The organism is Collinsella sp. 4_8_47FAA (assembly GCF_000763055.1).
Classification (GTDB): Bacteria; Actinomycetota; Coriobacteriia; order Coriobacteriales; family Coriobacteriaceae; genus Collinsella.
Genome location: NZ_KN214135.1, coordinates 525,281 through 540,420, shown reverse-complemented (window position 1 = coordinate 540,420; position 15,140 = coordinate 525,281). Strand labels below are relative to the sequence as shown.

Genomic DNA, 15,140 nt, shown 5'->3' with positions numbered 1-15,140 from the left:
GATCATGGCGCGTCCTAGATGTAAGCCGCACCGTCCGTTCTACTTTCTTTGGGGCAATACCGCCTCGCGGGCGAGCGGGCCAGTCGTGAAGGTGGCTACGGCCTCCCGAGCAAACACCCCGGTGCGCAAGTGTGGGGTCAAATACCAGGTCAGCTGGTGGGAACAACCCGTTATTCCGCGCAACGCACGGATTGTATACGACACAGAAGGCAGGGTAGTGGACATGGTGAGGGGCAGCTTGATGCACGCGGCTCGGTTAGGTGCTGGGACCGCGGCGGTCATTGCCGTATTGGGCTTGAGCGGATGCGCGTTCAATCCGCTGTCCACGTTCACGACACCCACGATTGACCAGATCGAGCGCGAGACCGTCACCCCTGCGGTGTCGGACGATGCCCTGGTCACTCCCGGCACCCTGACGGTTGCCCTCGATACCTCCGATGCCCCGCAGGCCATGCAGGGCGCCGATGGCAACCTCACGGGCTACGCGGTCGACGCTGCCCGCGCCCTTGCAAGCCGCATGGGCCTTAAGGTTGCCTTCGTCGATGCGTCTTCTGCCGATTCCGCGCTTGGTGACAAAAAGGCCGACATCTTCATTGGTGACATCAATTCCACGGATGGTGACATCAGCACGCTTGGTACTTGCCTGTACGACGCTGCGGCAGTGTTCGGAAAGACGAGCGATGGCGAGTCGCTGAGCGTTTCCACCGAAACGCTTAACACCGCTACCCTGGGCGTTCAGACCTCTTCGGCCTCGCAGGAAGCGCTCGCCAAGCAGAGCATCACGGCCAACCAAAAGACCTTCTCCAACATCAACGAGTGCTTTGAGGCGCTCGAGTCCGGCGAGATAGACTACGTGATTTGCGATTCCACGGCCGGCGGCTACCTTGCGCGCCTGATGAGCCAGATCTCTTACGTCGGCGCGCTCGAGACACCCTCGACGCTCGGCGTCGCGGGCCTCGCGGCCAACGATGAGCTATGCCGTGCCGTGAGCGATGCCCTCGACGGTATCACGGTCGATGGCACGCTCGAGGCGGTCCACTCCATCTGGTACGGCACGATGCCCTATGACCTCACCACCAAGACGGTCTCGGGCGCCGACGTGCAGCCGACCGACACCGGATCCAGCGAGTCTGCATCCTCCGATTCGAGCAGCGAGGGTACAACCTCCGAGGATAAATCGTCCAGCCAGGAGGGCACTATCACCGACGACGACATTAACAAGCTCAATAGCTAGTTATTGCTAGGGGTGGCGTCTCCTATGCGCTAGGAGAGATGCCTCTTCACGGTTTCAACACGCACTACCGGGCTTCTCCAATAGGGGAGCCCGGCTTTTTCATCCAAATAAAACTAGCAGGTCAAAGCCAATTTTCGGGACCAAATACAAAGCCGCCGACGCCCTCCTATAGCGCACTTTGCCATGGAAAAGTACGAGACTTCGGTATGCGGTATCAAGCAATCGTTATTCGGGTCTTTAGGAATCCGCGTGATTAAATGCACGGCAATGGGTACATAGCCAGTACAGTAAGTCCCCGAGGCAGATTGGAGCCACGTATGGATATCAAGGTTTCTGGACGCAAGACGACGGTAACCGATGCTCTGCGTGCGCATGTGGATGAGAAGATCGGCGAGGCGCTCAAGGTTTTCGATATCGAGCCCATGACGGTCGACGTTGTACTTCGCTATGAGAAGAACCCCTCGAACCCCAACCCGGCAATCGTCGAGGTTACGGTTCGTGCCCGCGGCTCTGTGATTCGCGTTGCCGAGCACGGCGCAGATATGTATGCCGCCATCGATCTCTCCGCCGATAAGGTCACCCGCCAGCTGCGCAAGTTCAAGACCAAGGTCGTGGACAACCGCCAGGGCGGTGCCAGTGCAGCGGATGTTGCGCCGGTCGAGCGCGTCGAGGATCTGGCCGACCTGCTGCTGCCCGAGGAGGAGGACGACCTGCTCGTCCGCGAGAAGGTCATCGATGTCACCCCGATGACTGAGGAGCAGGCGCTGGTGCAGACCGATCTGCTGGGCCACGACTTCTACGTGTTCGAGAACGCGACGACTGGTCTCATCAATGTGGTGTATCACCGTAAGAATGGTGGATATGGCATCATCAAGCCCCGCATCGAAACACTTGACGAGTAAAATACGTTAACTTGCATGAGTTAACGGTTGGCGGCCATCCCATGCGGGTGGCCGCCTTTTTACGTAAGGAGTCGCTTTGATGGACAAGGCCGCATCCGCCGGTCATTCGAACCGTTGCCGCATCGTCGTCGATACCTGCTGCGACTTTAGCCCCGAGGTCGCTGCGAACCTCGATGTCGATATCCTGGGTTTCCCCTTCATTATCGATGGCGAAGAGCGCACGGACGACATCTGGTCGAGCATCACACCCAAGGAGTTCTACGACCGCATGCGCGCCGGCGCCCGCGTGTCCACCTCGGCTGTGTCGCTCGGTCGCTATATCGAGTTCTTTACCGAGTGCGCCAAAGAGGGCACGCCCACGGTCTACCTGTGCTTTACCTCGGCGCTGTCGTCGAGCTACAACTCCGCGTGCCAGGCGGCAGATGCCGTGCGCGCCGAGTATCCCAACTTTGAGCTGTACGTGGTCGACAACGCTCTGCCCTGCGCGACTGGCGCGCTCCTGGCGCTCGAGGCCGTGCGCCAGCGTTCGGCGGGACTGACCGCCAAGCAGCTGGTCGATTGGGCAAACGAGGCAAAGACCTACGTCCACGGCTACTTTACGCTCGAGAGCTTCGACGCACTGGCTGCTGGCGGCCGCATTCCGCCCGCGGCGGCGCAGCTCACGGCAAAGCTCGATGTCAAGCCCGAGCTCTCCTACGACCTGGCCGGCTCGCTGTCGCTGATCGGCGTCAACCGCGGCCGCAAGAAGGCGCTCAAGTCCATCCTCAAGTCGTTCCGCGAGAACTACGTGCCCGACCGCACCATGCCCATCGCCATCATGACGGCCGATGCCGAAAAGGACGGTGACTGGCTCGAAGCCGCCATCCGCAAGGAGGAGGGCTGCGCCGACGTCACAATCATTCGCAGCTCCGTGGGCCCCACCATTGGCTCGCACGTGGGCCCCGGCATGGTGGCCTGCGCGTTTTGGGGTAAGAACCGCGCCGACAAGGCGTCGCTTTCCGACCGCATCGCCCGTCGCGTGCGCGGTCAGTAGGCAAGTAACGCGGCCGTAATCGATCCCAGCTCACTGCCCAAACGCTGGCATCGAGTATTCAACCTGGTAACAACACCCAACCCAAAAGGAAAGGTTTCATGGCAAACAAGCTCTCCGTCGCATTTATCGGCACCGGAATCATGGGTGCCCCCATCGCCGGTCACATCCTGGATGCCGGCTATCCCGTCACGGTCAACAACCGCACCAAGTCCAAGGCTGCCGCGCTTATCGAGCGCGGTGCCGCTTGGGCCGATACGCCGGCCGATGCCGTGGCTAACGCCGATGTTGTCTTTACCATGGTGGGCTATCCCTCCGAGGTCGAGGAGCTCTACCTGGCGGGCGACGGCCTACTCGCGTGCACTAAACCCGGCGCGGTCCTGATCGACCTCACCACGAGCTCGCCCGAGTTGGCGCGCGACATTGCCGAGGCCGCCCAGGTTTCTGGTCGCATGGCGTTTGACTGCCCCGTCACCGGCGGCGAGTCGGGCGCTATCGCCGGTACGCTCACGGCTATCGTGGGCGCTACCGAGAACGACATCGCGCCGGTCCGCGACATCCTTGCCACCTTTGCGGCCAACATCTGCTGCTTCGACGGCGCCGGCAAGGGCCAGGCTGCCAAGCTCGCCAACCAGGTGTCGCTGGGCGCCTGCATGGTCGGCATGGCAGACGCCATGGCATTTGCCGAGCTGAGCGGCCTTGATCTGGAGAAGACCCGCCAGATGATCCTGGGCGGTACCGGCAAGTCCGGCGCCATGGAGAGCCTGGCTACCAAGGCGCTCGACGGCGACTACAAGCCCGGCTTTATGGTCGAGCACTTCATCAAGGACCTGCGCTTGGCGCTCGCCTATGCCGACGATCGCGAGCTTGCGCTGCCCGGCGCCGACGTGGCCTTTACGCTCTACGACATGCTCGATGCCATCGGTGGTGCCAAGCTGGGCACCCAGGCCATCACGGTCCTCTATAAGGAGGAGGCCGACGCCATCGCCGCCGGTCTGGACTGGTCGCAGTATCGTCCCGAAGAGCACGGTGCTCACGAGGACGGCTGCGGTTGCGGCGAGCACGGCGACGACCATGAGTGCGGTTGCGGCCACCACCATGGCGAGGACCACGAGTGCTGCGGCGGCCACGGCCATGATGATGGCCACGAGTGCTGCTGCGGCCACCATCACGGGGAGTAGCGCCCATGAGCTGGACGTTCGTGGTGCTTGCGCTGGTGCTCTTTCTCTTCGCGATCTACATTGGCTTTTTGTGCGGCCAGTGGGCGTGCGAAAAGCGCGTCATCACCAAGCGCGACTACTGGATTGCCAACTTTGCGGGAGCGGCGGCAGTCATCCTGCTGACCTGGGTGTTCTCGCTGTTCCCGCTGGTGCAGTTTGCGCCGATCGGCTGGCTCGGCGGCTTTATCGCCGGCCTTAAGATGAGCTTTGGCGAGTCCGTCGGTCCGTGGCGCAAACACGACGAGGTCTTTAACGTTAACAAGGCTCACCGCGCCGCCGCCGACGCGGGCGATGCCGAGGAGCGCCGCCGTGCGCGTCGCAATGGCGCGGCCGACCGACAGCTCATCTCGGTCACCGATGACAGCAAGGGTGCTGACAAGCACGCTAAGAAATAGTAAAAAGAGGTAACTATGGCAGAAAACAAAGACGAACAGCTCACCGACGAGGAGCTGGCACAGCTCCAGCTGGCAGAGGAGAACGAGAACGCCGTCGACCGCCTGGTCCAGGAGCTCGGCTGCCCCACGCGCCGCATCCGTCAGTTTGCCGCCCGCGTGCTGCACCTGCTTGCCGAGCGCGATCCGCAGCGTGTCGTGCCCTGCGTGCCCGCGCTGATCGAGGCGCTCGACCGCCCCGAGGCTCAGACCCGCTGGGAGGCTCTCGATGCCCTGGCGGCGCTCGCCACCACCTGCCCCGAGCAGCTGGGCGATGCCTTTGAGGGCGCCGAGACCGCGCTGTTCGATGAGATTTCGTCCACGCTGCGCTATGCCGCCTTCCGCCTGCTGTGCGTGTGGGGCGCCACGAGCGTCGAGCGTTCGCGCGAGGCTTGGCCCATCCTGGACGAGGCCATCCAGTGCTACCACGGCGACCTTGAGTATCGCGACATGCTCGGTTGCCTGTACGAGTTTGGCCGGGGCGAGATTGACGCCGAGGTCGCCGAGAAGCTCGCGCTGCGCCTTAAGTTCGACGCCGAGAACGGCAAAGGCAGCTATCTCAAGGCCCGTTCGAGCGAGATTTGCGAAATGCTTGTTAAACGTTTTGGCCTGGATCTCTCCAAAAAGAAGAAGCGTGCTAGCGTTAAAAAATCTGACGACGCCGAAGACGAGGAGTAACAGATTATGGCGCACGATGTAGTCCTGATTCCCGGTGACGGTATCGGTCCCGAGATTACGCAGGCCATGCGCCGCGTGGTCGAGGCCGCCGGTGTCCAGATCAATTGGAACGTCCAGGAGGCCGGTGCCGGTGTCATGGACGAGTTTGGCACGCCGCTGCCCCAGCACGTGCTCGATGCGGTCGCCGAGACCAAGGTTGCCATCAAGGGTCCCATTACTACGCCGGTTGGCACGGGTTTCCGCAGCGTTAACGTCGCCCTGCGCAAGCACTTTGACCTGTACGCCTGTGTGCGCCCTTGCCTGTCGCAGCCGGGCGACGGCTCGCGCTTCCGCGACGTCGACCTGGTCATCGTGCGCGAGAACACCGAGGACCTCTATGCCGGCATCGAGTTCGATGAGGGGGCTGCCGAGGTCGAGGAGCTCTCGCAGCTTGTCGAGCGCTCGGGTCAGAAGGCCTTCGCCGCCGATTCCGCTATCTCGATCAAGCCCATCTCCATCGCCAAGAGCCGCCGCATTGTGGAGTACGCCTTTGAGTACGCCCGCCGCTGCGGCCGCAAAAAGGTGACGGCCGTGCATAAGGCCAACATCATGAAGGCGACCGATGGCCTGTTCCTGCGCGTTGCGCGCGAGGTGGCCGCCAACTATCCCGATATCGAGTTCAACGACAAGATCGTCGACGCCACCTGCATGGGCCTGGTCCAGAACCCCAACGACTTCGATGTCCTGGTGCTGCCCAACCTGTACGGTGACATTGTGAGCGACCTGTGCGCCGGTCTGGTAGGTGGACTGGGTATGGCTCCGGGTTCCAACATCGGTGCCGACTGCGCCATCTTCGAGGCTACGCACGGCTCCGCGCCCGATATCGCTGGCCAGGATATCGCTAACCCCACAGCCGAGATTCTGTCCGCGGCTATGATGCTCGATCACCTGGGCGAGAACGGCGCGGCCAATCGCATTCGCGCCGCCGTTTCTGCCACGCTCGACGAGGGTGAGCAGGTTACCGGCGACGTTCGTCGTGCCCAGACCGGCTCCGTTGAGGGCGCTGTGGGCACGCAGGCCTTTGCCGATGCCGTTATCGCGCACCTGGCCTAAGGCATGCAGACTGCAAACGCCTAAATAGTACTTAAGTGTTTGCGTATAACCTGAGAATCAATACGCCCGGCGCTTTGTCGGGCGTATTCTATTGCGGACTATGTTTCCTAACAAGGAGTAACTGATATGGGTCTGATTCAAAAGAAGGACGAGAAGGACGAGATCGACGGCATCCAGATCATCGAGCGCGGCGAAGGCCCCGATGGTGATGAGGAGGAGAAGATCGATCTGGTCGCCGGTACGTCTGCCGAACATATTGCCGCCGGTACGACGGCCGAGGAGGAGGACGCTCGCCTGGAGGCAAAGATCGCCGCGGACGCCGCCGACGAGAACCTCATGCCCGAGGAGCAGGACGAGGACGACGATATCCTGGGTTCCGACGAAGACGACCGCGCATCCAAGCACAAGAAGACGATGATTGCCGCCTTTGTGGTTGCAGTCGTGATTGCTGCCGTGATTGGCTTCTTTATTGGCAATGGTGGTTTTGGCGGCAAGGGTGTCGGCTCGGCGACCCTCACCGAGGACCAGCTCGATTCGACCGTGGCAAGCTACAGCTACAACGGCAAGAAGAGCGACATCACCGCGCGCGAGGCCATTGAGAGCCAGTACAGCCTCGACACCGTCAAGGATGGCGATGGCAACTACACCGCTCCCTCTGCCGACGTCATCCTGTCCTACGTGCGCAACAAGATCCTGCTCGACGCTGCCGAGGACGAGGGCATCACCGTCTCTTCTAAGGAGATGAAGAAGTACGCCGAGGATTCCATCGGCACTTCGGACTACAAGACCATGGCCACGCAGTATGGCGTGTCCAAGGACCAGGCCAAGCAGATCGTCCGTCAGTCCGCGACGCTGCAGAAGCTCTACAAGAAGAAGGTGGGCGATAGCTCCGCAAGCATGCCGACCGCCCCGACCGAGCCTGCTGACGGCAACGAGGAGACCGCGAGCAAGGACTACGCCGATTACATCATCAAACTTGCCGGCGACGAGTGGGATAGCGAAAAGGGCACCTGGAAGGATGCCGACAGCACCTATGCCAAGGCCTTTGCCGACGATGCCTTTACGGCCGATAGCGCCACCTACAAGCAGGCCATGACCGCCTACTACACTGCTTATCAGCAGTATTCCTCGCAGGCTTCGAGCGCCAGCTCCAAGTGGACCGAGTATGCTAACGGCCTCTACGCCAAGGCCAACATCAGCATCTACGGCCTGTTTGCGTAAGGTTTGCCTGCACTACTGCGCGCTAACCGATCTACCTGATTGAGCCCGCTAGAACGGACAACGTTCTAGCGGGTTTTTTGTTACCGAAACCACTAGGGTAGGCCTCGCGCCCGCGCAAGCGCTCCATCGCGTATCCCCGATTCATATGGGAAAATAACTGTAAACGATTGCAAGTAACCGGTGAACGGTCGAAAACTACCGTTCACCGATAATCTCAAAACTGGTTCTAACTGGTATTAAGTCAAAAAGACCAATTCACATATCTTCACAATGACCTGCAATTTTTCTACACGCTATTTTTAGCCGCCCTGCGTTGTTTAGACACAGGAAAAGATCCGATCTTTTGCCAAAACATTTCGAAACGGTTTCAAAACCGCAGGTAGAAGTGTTAACGACCGGTAAACGGTCGATTTATCACCGTGAGCGGTGCAAAAACGTTTTACCGTATGAATCAACGAAAGCGACCTCTTTTGGGGTGATATAGTGACAACAACACGTCACGTGGTTACTACCAGTTTAGAAACCACTGGTCTTCAAAGAAGGCTTTCTAAGAAGCTTTAAGGGCGAGCGCCCGCTGGCTTCCGAAAATCATCGGACTCAGATTGTACACACCTTCGGAAGGGAAATTTGAATGGTTGGCTTTATTCTTACCGGTCATGGACAGTTCGCACCCGGCCTAGCTAGCGCTATCGCTATGGTTGCCGGCGACCAGCCCGCTTTTACCGTCGTTCCTTTTGAGGGCGACCAGGCTGCTTCCTACGGTGAGGATCTCCGCGCCGCTATTACCGCCATGCGCGAGGAGTGCGATGGCGTGCTCGTCTTTACCGACCTGCTTGGCGGCACCCCGTTCAACCAGTCGATGATGATTGCCCAGGATGTCGACAACGTCGAGGTTCTGACTGGCACCAACCTTCCCATGGTTATTGAGCTTCTGTTCCTCCGCGGCAATGCCACGCTCGCCGAGCTTGGCGAGCAGGCCGTGACCGTTGGCCAGACGGGCGTCACCGCCCAGACGGTCGCATCCGTTGCCGGCTCCGAGGAAGAGGATATCTTCGGCGACGAGGACGGCATCTAATGGCCGATTTCGGAGCCAACGTCCTGAGCTCCTCGGTCGCCCTTTTAGGCCTGCTTGTCATCATGGGCTTGATTTACACCGTCTGGTCGCAAATCAACATGAAGAAGAAGCAGAAGTACTTCAAGGAGCTGCACACCGAGCTCAAGCCGGGTCAAGAGGTTCTTTTCGCCGGCGGTATCTACGGAACCGTCAAAGGCATCGAAGGCGAGAAGGTCCAGATCAAAGTCCGATCCGGAGCCGTCGTAGATGTTTCGCGTTACGCGATTCAGGAGATCAAGTAACTGTCGTCAGCAAATAACGAAAGGAAGCTGATCAACATGGCAGAACCCAACATTCTTCTTACCCGCATCGATAACCGACTGGTTCATGGTCAGGTTGCCACCCAGTGGAACTCCACCCTGGGCTCCAACCTCATCCTCGTCGCCAACGACGACGTGGCGTCCAACACCATGCGCCAGAACCTCATGAAGATGGCCGCTCCCACCGGCGTCGCTACGCGTTTCTTCTCTCTGCAGAAGACCATCGACGTCATTGGCAAGGCGAGCCCGCGCCAGAAGATCTTCATCGTGGCCGAAACACCGGAAGACGTGCTTACGCTCGTCAAGGGCGGTGTGCCTATAAAGAAGGTAAACATCGGCAACATGCACATGTCGGAAGGAAAGCGCCAAGTCGCCACCTCCGTCGCAGTTAACGACGAGGATGTCGCTGCGTTTAAAGAGCTGCAGGAATTGGGGGTGGAGTTGGAGATCAGGCGCGTTCCGAGCACGCCTGTTGAGGACACGAGCAAGCTCTTCTCGTAATCCTCGTGATCCACGTTGTCAGGATTGAAACCCTGACGTTCTGTACGTGATATCCAAAGTGCGTACATACATTTTGAAAGGAGGAGCAAGATGGAATACACGATCTTCCAGGTCGCTCTGGTCTTCATCGTCACGTTCGTCGCGGCAATCGACCAGTTTAACTTCCTCGAGTCTCTCTATCAGCCCATCGTCACCGGCGCCGTCATTGGTCTTATCCTTGGCGACCTCAACACCGGTCTTCTCGTGGGTGGTACTTATCAGCTCATGACGATCGGCAACATGCCGATCGGAGGTGCTCAGCCGCCTAACGCCGTCATCGGCGGCATCATGGCAGCCATTCTCGCTATCGCTACGGGCCTCGAGCCCAACGCGGCAGTCGGCCTTGCCATTCCGTTCGCTCTGCTTGGTCAGCTCGGCGTTACCCTGGTCTTCACGCTTATGTCGCCGCTCATGTCCTCCGCGGACAACATGGCTCACAACGCTGACACCAAGGGTATCGAGCGTCTGAACTACTTCGCCATGGCTCTGCTCGGCCTGATCTTCGCTGTCGTCGTCACCCTGTTCTTCATCGCTGGCGCTACCATCGGTCAGACCATCGCTTCCGCCATCCCGACTTGGCTGCAGACCGGTCTCTCCGCTGCAGGCGGCATGATGCGCTTCGTCGGCTTCGCCGTCCTGCTCAAGGTTATGATGAACCGCGATATGTGGGGCTTCTTCCTCATGGGCTTTGGCCTCGCGCTCATCACCGTTGCCAACGATTCTCTGGCAACCCCTGCCCTGCTCATCCTCGCTCTCATCGGCTTCGGCATCGCTTTCTGGGACTTCCAGCAGCAGACCGAGCTGAAGGGTGCAGCTGTTTCTGACGGAGGTGACTTCGAAGATGGCATCTAATGAGTATGTGATCCCGGAGCACTACGAGGATCTCACTCCTGCTCCGCAGCTCGACCAGAAGACCCTCAACAAGATGGCTTGGCGCTCCTGCTTCCTGCAGGCCTCGTTCAACTACGAGCGTATGCAGGCCGCTGGCTGGCTCTACTCCATCATCCCCGGTCTGGAGAAGATCCACACCAACAAGAACGACCTCGCGGCTTCTATGAGCCACAACCTGGAGTTCTTCAATACCCACCCGTTCCTCGTCACCTTTGTTATGGGTATCGTGCTTTCGCTCGAGCAGAACAAGGTTGACATCCCCACGATCCGCGCCGTCCGCGTCGCCGCAATGGGCCCGCTCGGTGGTATCGGTGACGCTCTGTTCTGGCTGACGCTCGTGCCTATCACGGCCGGCATCACCTCCAACATGGCCATCAACGGCAACGCCGCTGCGCCGATTATCTTCCTGGTGATCTTCAACGTTGTCCAGTTCGCTCTGCGCTTCTGGCTCATGAACTGGTCCTACAAGCTTGGCACCAGCGCTATTGACGCTCTGACCGCCAACATGCAGGCCTTCACGCGTGCCGCTTCCATCATGGGCGTCTTCGTCGTCGGTTGCCTGGTCGTCACCATGGGTGGCACCCAGATCAACCTCCAGATCCCCAACGGCACCACCCGTGGCCTCTCCGCCACTACCGTGATCGTCTCCGAGAAGGAGGCCGAGAACTTCACCGGTATGGAGGGCATCGATACCGAGACCGCTGAGGCCGGTACCATCGCCATGACTAATGAGGACGGCGACGCCCTCACCGCCACCGATGCCGACGGCAACCCTGTCGAGTGCGGCGTCACCGATCTGGGCAACGGCATGGAGTCCGTTACCTACGGCACCGTTACCGAGGATCCGGTCAACTTCTCTGTTGCCGACACCCTCAACACCATCGTCCCGAAGCTTGTCCCGCTTATGCTTACGCTGCTGCTTTACTACATGTTCGCTAAGCACAGCTGGACCCCGACCAAGGGCATTCTCCTGCTCTTCGTCCTTGGCATCCTGGGCGCTGGCCCGCTTGGTCTCTGGCCGAGCATCTGGTAAGGCTCTAGCTTGAGGGGTGTGTCCCTACGCGGCTCACACCCCGACCCCTTAAGCCATGTGTATGTTAAAAGCCGCGTGCTCGAAAGAGCGCGCGGCTTTTGTTTTCTTGATGATTCGGGTGTGGCAGACTGATAATGCTAAACACCCTAGGTAGCTAGCCGAATTCGAGCAAAAGGGAGGATAGGATGGCGATCGGAGCGCGTAAGCAACCGCTGTACGATCAGCTGGTCGATATTCTGACCGAAAAGATTGACCATGAATATCGCGCCGGTGACATGATTCCTTCCGAGCGCGAACTTTCGGAGCGCTATGGTCTCTCGCGCACTACGGTACGCCTGGCTCTGCAGGAACTGGAGCGTTTAGGACTGGTGGTTCGGCAGCACGGTCGCGGTACCTTTGTGACCGACCGTTCGGCAAAAGCAACCAATCTTATGCAGTCCTACAGCTTTACCGAGCAGATGCGCGCGATGGGTCGAGAACCCGAGACCACGATTCTCGAGTTTTGCGAGATGGAGGCCGATAAGAATCTGGCCGAGCATATGGGATTGCGCATCGGTGATCGCATTTTTAAGCTCAAGCGCCTTCGTTCTGCCGACAACATGCCCATGATGGTCGAACGCAGCTATCTACCGGTTCGTCAATTTCTGTCCCTAAAGCGACCGCTGCTGGAGCGTAAGCCGCTTTACGATGTGATTGAGCAGGACTTTCAGCAAAAGATTCGCGTGGCCGAAGAGGAGTTCTATGCGAGCATAGCCCGTCCCACCGATGCCCACCTTTTGGGAATTGTCGAGGGCTCGCCTGTGCTCGATTTGGTCAGGACTACGTATAACGAGTCAAACGAGGTAGTGGAGTACACACTCTCGGTTGCTCGTGCCGATCAGTTTAAATACAAGGTTTACCACCAGCGCAGTAACTAGTGCTCGCATCGTTTCCATATGGTGATTCTTTGCATTTAACTGGTTACTACCAGATAACCAACCGAAGTGTATAATTGCACGTCAGAGGATTACTTCTAGAGAGAGGTATTAGAAATGTTCGAGAAGAGTGTCGAGGAGCTCACCGAGCTCGGCGCCCAGATCACCACGGCCGAGATTGCTCAGCAGCCCGAGCTTTGGCGTGATACGCTCAACATCTATCGCGAGAACAAGGAGGCCATCGAGGCCTTCCTGGCCGAGGCTCGCGCTATGGGCGAGGGTCGTCTGTCCGTTGTCTTCACCGGTGCCGGTACGTCCGACTATGTTGGCGATACCTGCGCCCCGTACCTGCGTCACGCTGGCAACACTGATCTCTACGACTTTAAGCCCATCGCCACGACCGACATCGTGAGCGCCCCGCGCGACTTCCTGCGTGCCGAGGATCCCACGCTCGTGGTTTCCTTTGCTCGCTCTGGCAACAGCCCCGAGAGCCTTGCCGCCGTTGCCGTTGCCAAGGAGCTCGTCCACAACGTCAAGTTCCTCAACATCACCTGCGCTCCCGAGGGCAAGCTTGCCGTCGAGTCTGCCGATGATCCCAACGCGCTGACGTTGCTCATTCCGCGCGCCAACGACAAGGGCTTCGCCATGACCGGTTCTTATTCCTGCATGACCCTGCTCTCCACCCTTATTTTCGACACTGCCTCTGACGAGCAGAAGGCCGAGTGGGTCGAGACGATTGCCAAGATGGGCGAGGAGGTCATCTCCCGTGAGCCCGAGATCGCCGATTACTTGGCTGGCGACTTCAACCGCGTGACCTACTTGGGTTCTGGCTCCTTCGGTGGCCTTGCCCAGGAGAGCCAGCTCAAGATCCTTGAGCTCGCTCACGGTCTGGTCGCTACTTCCTACGACACCTCCATGGGCTATCGTCACGGACCTAAGTCCTTCGTCGACGATAAGACGCTCGTCTTCGTGTTCGTCAATAACGACGCCTACACCCGTCAGTACGACATCGACATCCTCAACGAGATCGGTGGCGACGAGATCGCTCAGCACACCATCGCCGTTCAGCAGGAAGGTGCCACCGTCTATGAGGGTGAGTCCTTCACCTTTAAGGGCTACGAGGCACTTCCCGAGGGCTACCTTGCTCTGCCGTTCGTGATGTTTGCCCAGGCTATCAGCCTGCTCAACTCCGTGCGCGTGGGCAACACGCCCGATACGCCGAGCCCCACCGGCACGGTCAACCGCGTGGTTAAGGGCGTGACGATTCACCCCTTCACCGCTTAATCGCGTCCCCCTGTAAGGGCGCCCGTCCGCTCATAACGGCGGGCGGGCGCTTTTTGTTTTACGTGAGCTGGGTACAAGCATCACTACAGTCAACTGCTTTAGAAGCAAGGAGTGCATATGAGCACGTACGCAATTAAGGCTGACAAGTTCTTCTTGCCGGCAGGCCCGCAACTGGGCGGCTATCTTATGGTCGAGGATGGCGTCTTTGGCGCCTGGCAGGCCGACGAGCCCTCTTGCGAGATTAAGGACTACACGGGATCGTGGATCGCACCGGGTATGGTCGATACTCACATCCATGGCTTCTATAACCACTCAACTACCGATAACGATCCCGAGGGCATCGATATCAGCTCGACCGAGCTCGCCCGTCGCGGCACCACCAGCTGGCTGCCCACGACGTTCACCGATGGCGTCGAGCAGATCAAGGACGCCTGCGCCGCCATCGCTCAGGCGGACGAGGGTCGCGGCCCCGACTTCTGCGGTGCTCGCATTCAGGGCATCTACCTGGAGGGCCCCTTCTTTACCATGAAGCACGTGGGCGCACAGAACCCCGCTTACCTGATCGACCCCTCCGAGGAGGTCTTCGACCAGTGGCAGGAGGCTGCCGGCGGACGTATCGTCAAGAGTGCCATGGCCGCTGAGCGTGATGGCGCTGCCGCCTATGCTGCCGCCCTCAACGCGAAGGGCGTCGTGACCAGCATCGGTCACTCCGACGCTACCTACGATGAGTGCATTGCCGCCATCAATGCCGGCGCCAGCTGCTTTACGCACACCTATAACGGCCAGCGCGGTCTGCATCACCGCGAGCCCGGTGTCGTGGGTGCTGCCATGTCCACGCCCGAGACCTACGCCGAGATCATCTGTGACGGCAAGCACGTAAACCCTGCCGCCATCAAGGCGCTGCTGCAGGCAAAGGGCTGGCAGCACACGGTGCTCATCACCGACTGCCTGGGTTGCGGCGGCATGCCTGAGGGCAGCTACACCAGTGGTGGCATGGACGTCATCATGAAGGACAACCTGTGCTGGCTCGCCGACGGCAAGAGCATTGCCGGCTCGGTGCTCACGCTTGCCCAGGGCGTCAAGAACATCGTCGACTGGGGCATCGCCAGCGCCGATATCGCCATTCGCATGGCAACCGAGGTGCCGGCACGCTCCGCGCACATCGAGGGTAAGTGCGGCAGCATCATGCCGGGTCGCGACGCCGACTTTGTCGTGTTCGACCATGATCTCACCCTCGTCGAGACGTATGTTGGCGGCCAGAGCGTCGGCAACGCCTTTACCGAGTAACGATAGAAA

The 15,140-nt window shown here is 59.6% G+C and carries 16 protein-coding genes; all 16 read left to right on the top strand.

The window, feature by feature from the left end; all coding sequences use genetic code 11:
* The first annotated feature begins 241 nt into the window (after positions 1-241).
* The 16 genes from HMPREF9463_RS05725 to nagA all read left to right on the top strand — a co-directional run bounded on the left by HMPREF9463_RS05725 (position 242) and on the right by nagA (position 15,131).
* Positions 242-1,234 (top strand): substrate-binding periplasmic protein, encoded by a 993-nt coding sequence (locus HMPREF9463_RS05725; RefSeq protein ID WP_232219760.1) that lies wholly within the window; start codon positions 242-244, stop codon positions 1,232-1,234.
* A 317-nt stretch (positions 1,235-1,551) separates the two neighbouring features.
* Positions 1,552-2,136 (top strand): ribosome hibernation-promoting factor, HPF/YfiA family, encoded by a 585-nt coding sequence (gene hpf, locus HMPREF9463_RS05720; RefSeq protein ID WP_035137685.1) that lies wholly within the window; start codon positions 1,552-1,554, stop codon positions 2,134-2,136.
* 79 nt (positions 2,137-2,215) lie between these two features.
* Positions 2,216-3,169: a DegV family protein gene (locus HMPREF9463_RS05715; RefSeq protein ID WP_035137684.1), complete on the top strand. Its 954-nt coding sequence runs from the start codon at positions 2,216-2,218 to the stop codon at positions 3,167-3,169.
* Between the two features lie 98 nt (positions 3,170-3,267).
* On the top strand, positions 3,268-4,347 hold the full coding sequence (locus HMPREF9463_RS05710) for an NAD(P)-dependent oxidoreductase (protein WP_035137682.1): 1,080 nt from the start codon (positions 3,268-3,270) through the stop codon (positions 4,345-4,347).
* A 5-nt stretch (positions 4,348-4,352) separates the two neighbouring features.
* A complete protein-coding gene (locus HMPREF9463_RS05705) occupies positions 4,353-4,781 on the top strand; it encodes a hypothetical protein (protein WP_022094617.1) in 429 nt (142 codons plus the stop codon).
* Between the two features lie 15 nt (positions 4,782-4,796).
* Positions 4,797-5,495, top strand: coding sequence for a hypothetical protein (locus tag HMPREF9463_RS05700; protein ID WP_022094616.1), 699 nt, complete (start codon positions 4,797-4,799; stop codon positions 5,493-5,495).
* 6 nt (positions 5,496-5,501) lie between these two features.
* Entirely contained in the window at positions 5,502-6,587 is a 1,086-nt protein-coding gene (locus HMPREF9463_RS05695) for an isocitrate/isopropylmalate dehydrogenase family protein (protein ID WP_035137681.1), read from the top strand.
* Positions 6,588-6,713: 126 nt separating this feature from the next.
* Entirely contained in the window at positions 6,714-7,808 is a 1,095-nt protein-coding gene (locus tag HMPREF9463_RS05690) for a hypothetical protein (protein WP_022094614.1), read from the top strand.
* Positions 7,809-8,439: 631 nt separating this feature from the next.
* Entirely contained in the window at positions 8,440-8,883 is a 444-nt protein-coding gene (locus tag HMPREF9463_RS05685; protein WP_035137680.1) for a PTS sugar transporter subunit IIA, read from the top strand.
* Entirely contained in the window at positions 8,883-9,164 is a 282-nt protein-coding gene (gene yajC, locus HMPREF9463_RS05680) for a preprotein translocase subunit YajC (protein ID WP_035137679.1), read from the top strand. Before HMPREF9463_RS05685 ends, yajC begins: the two co-directional genes overlap by 1 nt.
* A gap of 36 nt (positions 9,165-9,200) precedes the next feature.
* Positions 9,201-9,683 (top strand): PTS N-acetylgalactosamine transporter subunit IIB, encoded by a 483-nt coding sequence (gene agaV, locus HMPREF9463_RS05675; RefSeq protein ID WP_035137678.1) that lies wholly within the window; start codon positions 9,201-9,203, stop codon positions 9,681-9,683.
* A 90-nt stretch (positions 9,684-9,773) separates the two neighbouring features.
* Entirely contained in the window at positions 9,774-10,574 is an 801-nt protein-coding gene (locus HMPREF9463_RS05670) for a PTS mannose/fructose/sorbose/N-acetylgalactosamine transporter subunit IIC (RefSeq protein WP_035137676.1), read from the top strand.
* A complete protein-coding gene (locus HMPREF9463_RS05665) occupies positions 10,564-11,646 on the top strand; it encodes a PTS system mannose/fructose/sorbose family transporter subunit IID (protein ID WP_035137675.1) in 1,083 nt (360 codons plus the stop codon). The genes HMPREF9463_RS05670 and HMPREF9463_RS05665 overlap by 11 nt, the downstream gene beginning before the upstream one ends.
* Positions 11,647-11,831: 185 nt before the next feature.
* Positions 11,832-12,563, top strand: a complete 732-nt coding sequence (locus HMPREF9463_RS05660; protein WP_022094608.1) for a GntR family transcriptional regulator — start codon at positions 11,832-11,834, stop codon at positions 12,561-12,563.
* 114 nt (positions 12,564-12,677) lie between these two features.
* Positions 12,678-13,844 (top strand): AgaS family sugar isomerase, encoded by a 1,167-nt coding sequence (locus HMPREF9463_RS05655; protein WP_035137674.1) that lies wholly within the window; start codon positions 12,678-12,680, stop codon positions 13,842-13,844.
* 117 nt (positions 13,845-13,961) lie between these two features.
* On the top strand, positions 13,962-15,131 hold the full coding sequence (gene nagA, locus HMPREF9463_RS05650; RefSeq protein WP_035137673.1) for an N-acetylglucosamine-6-phosphate deacetylase: 1,170 nt from the start codon (positions 13,962-13,964) through the stop codon (positions 15,129-15,131).
* The last annotated feature ends 9 nt before the right edge of the window (positions 15,132-15,140 follow it).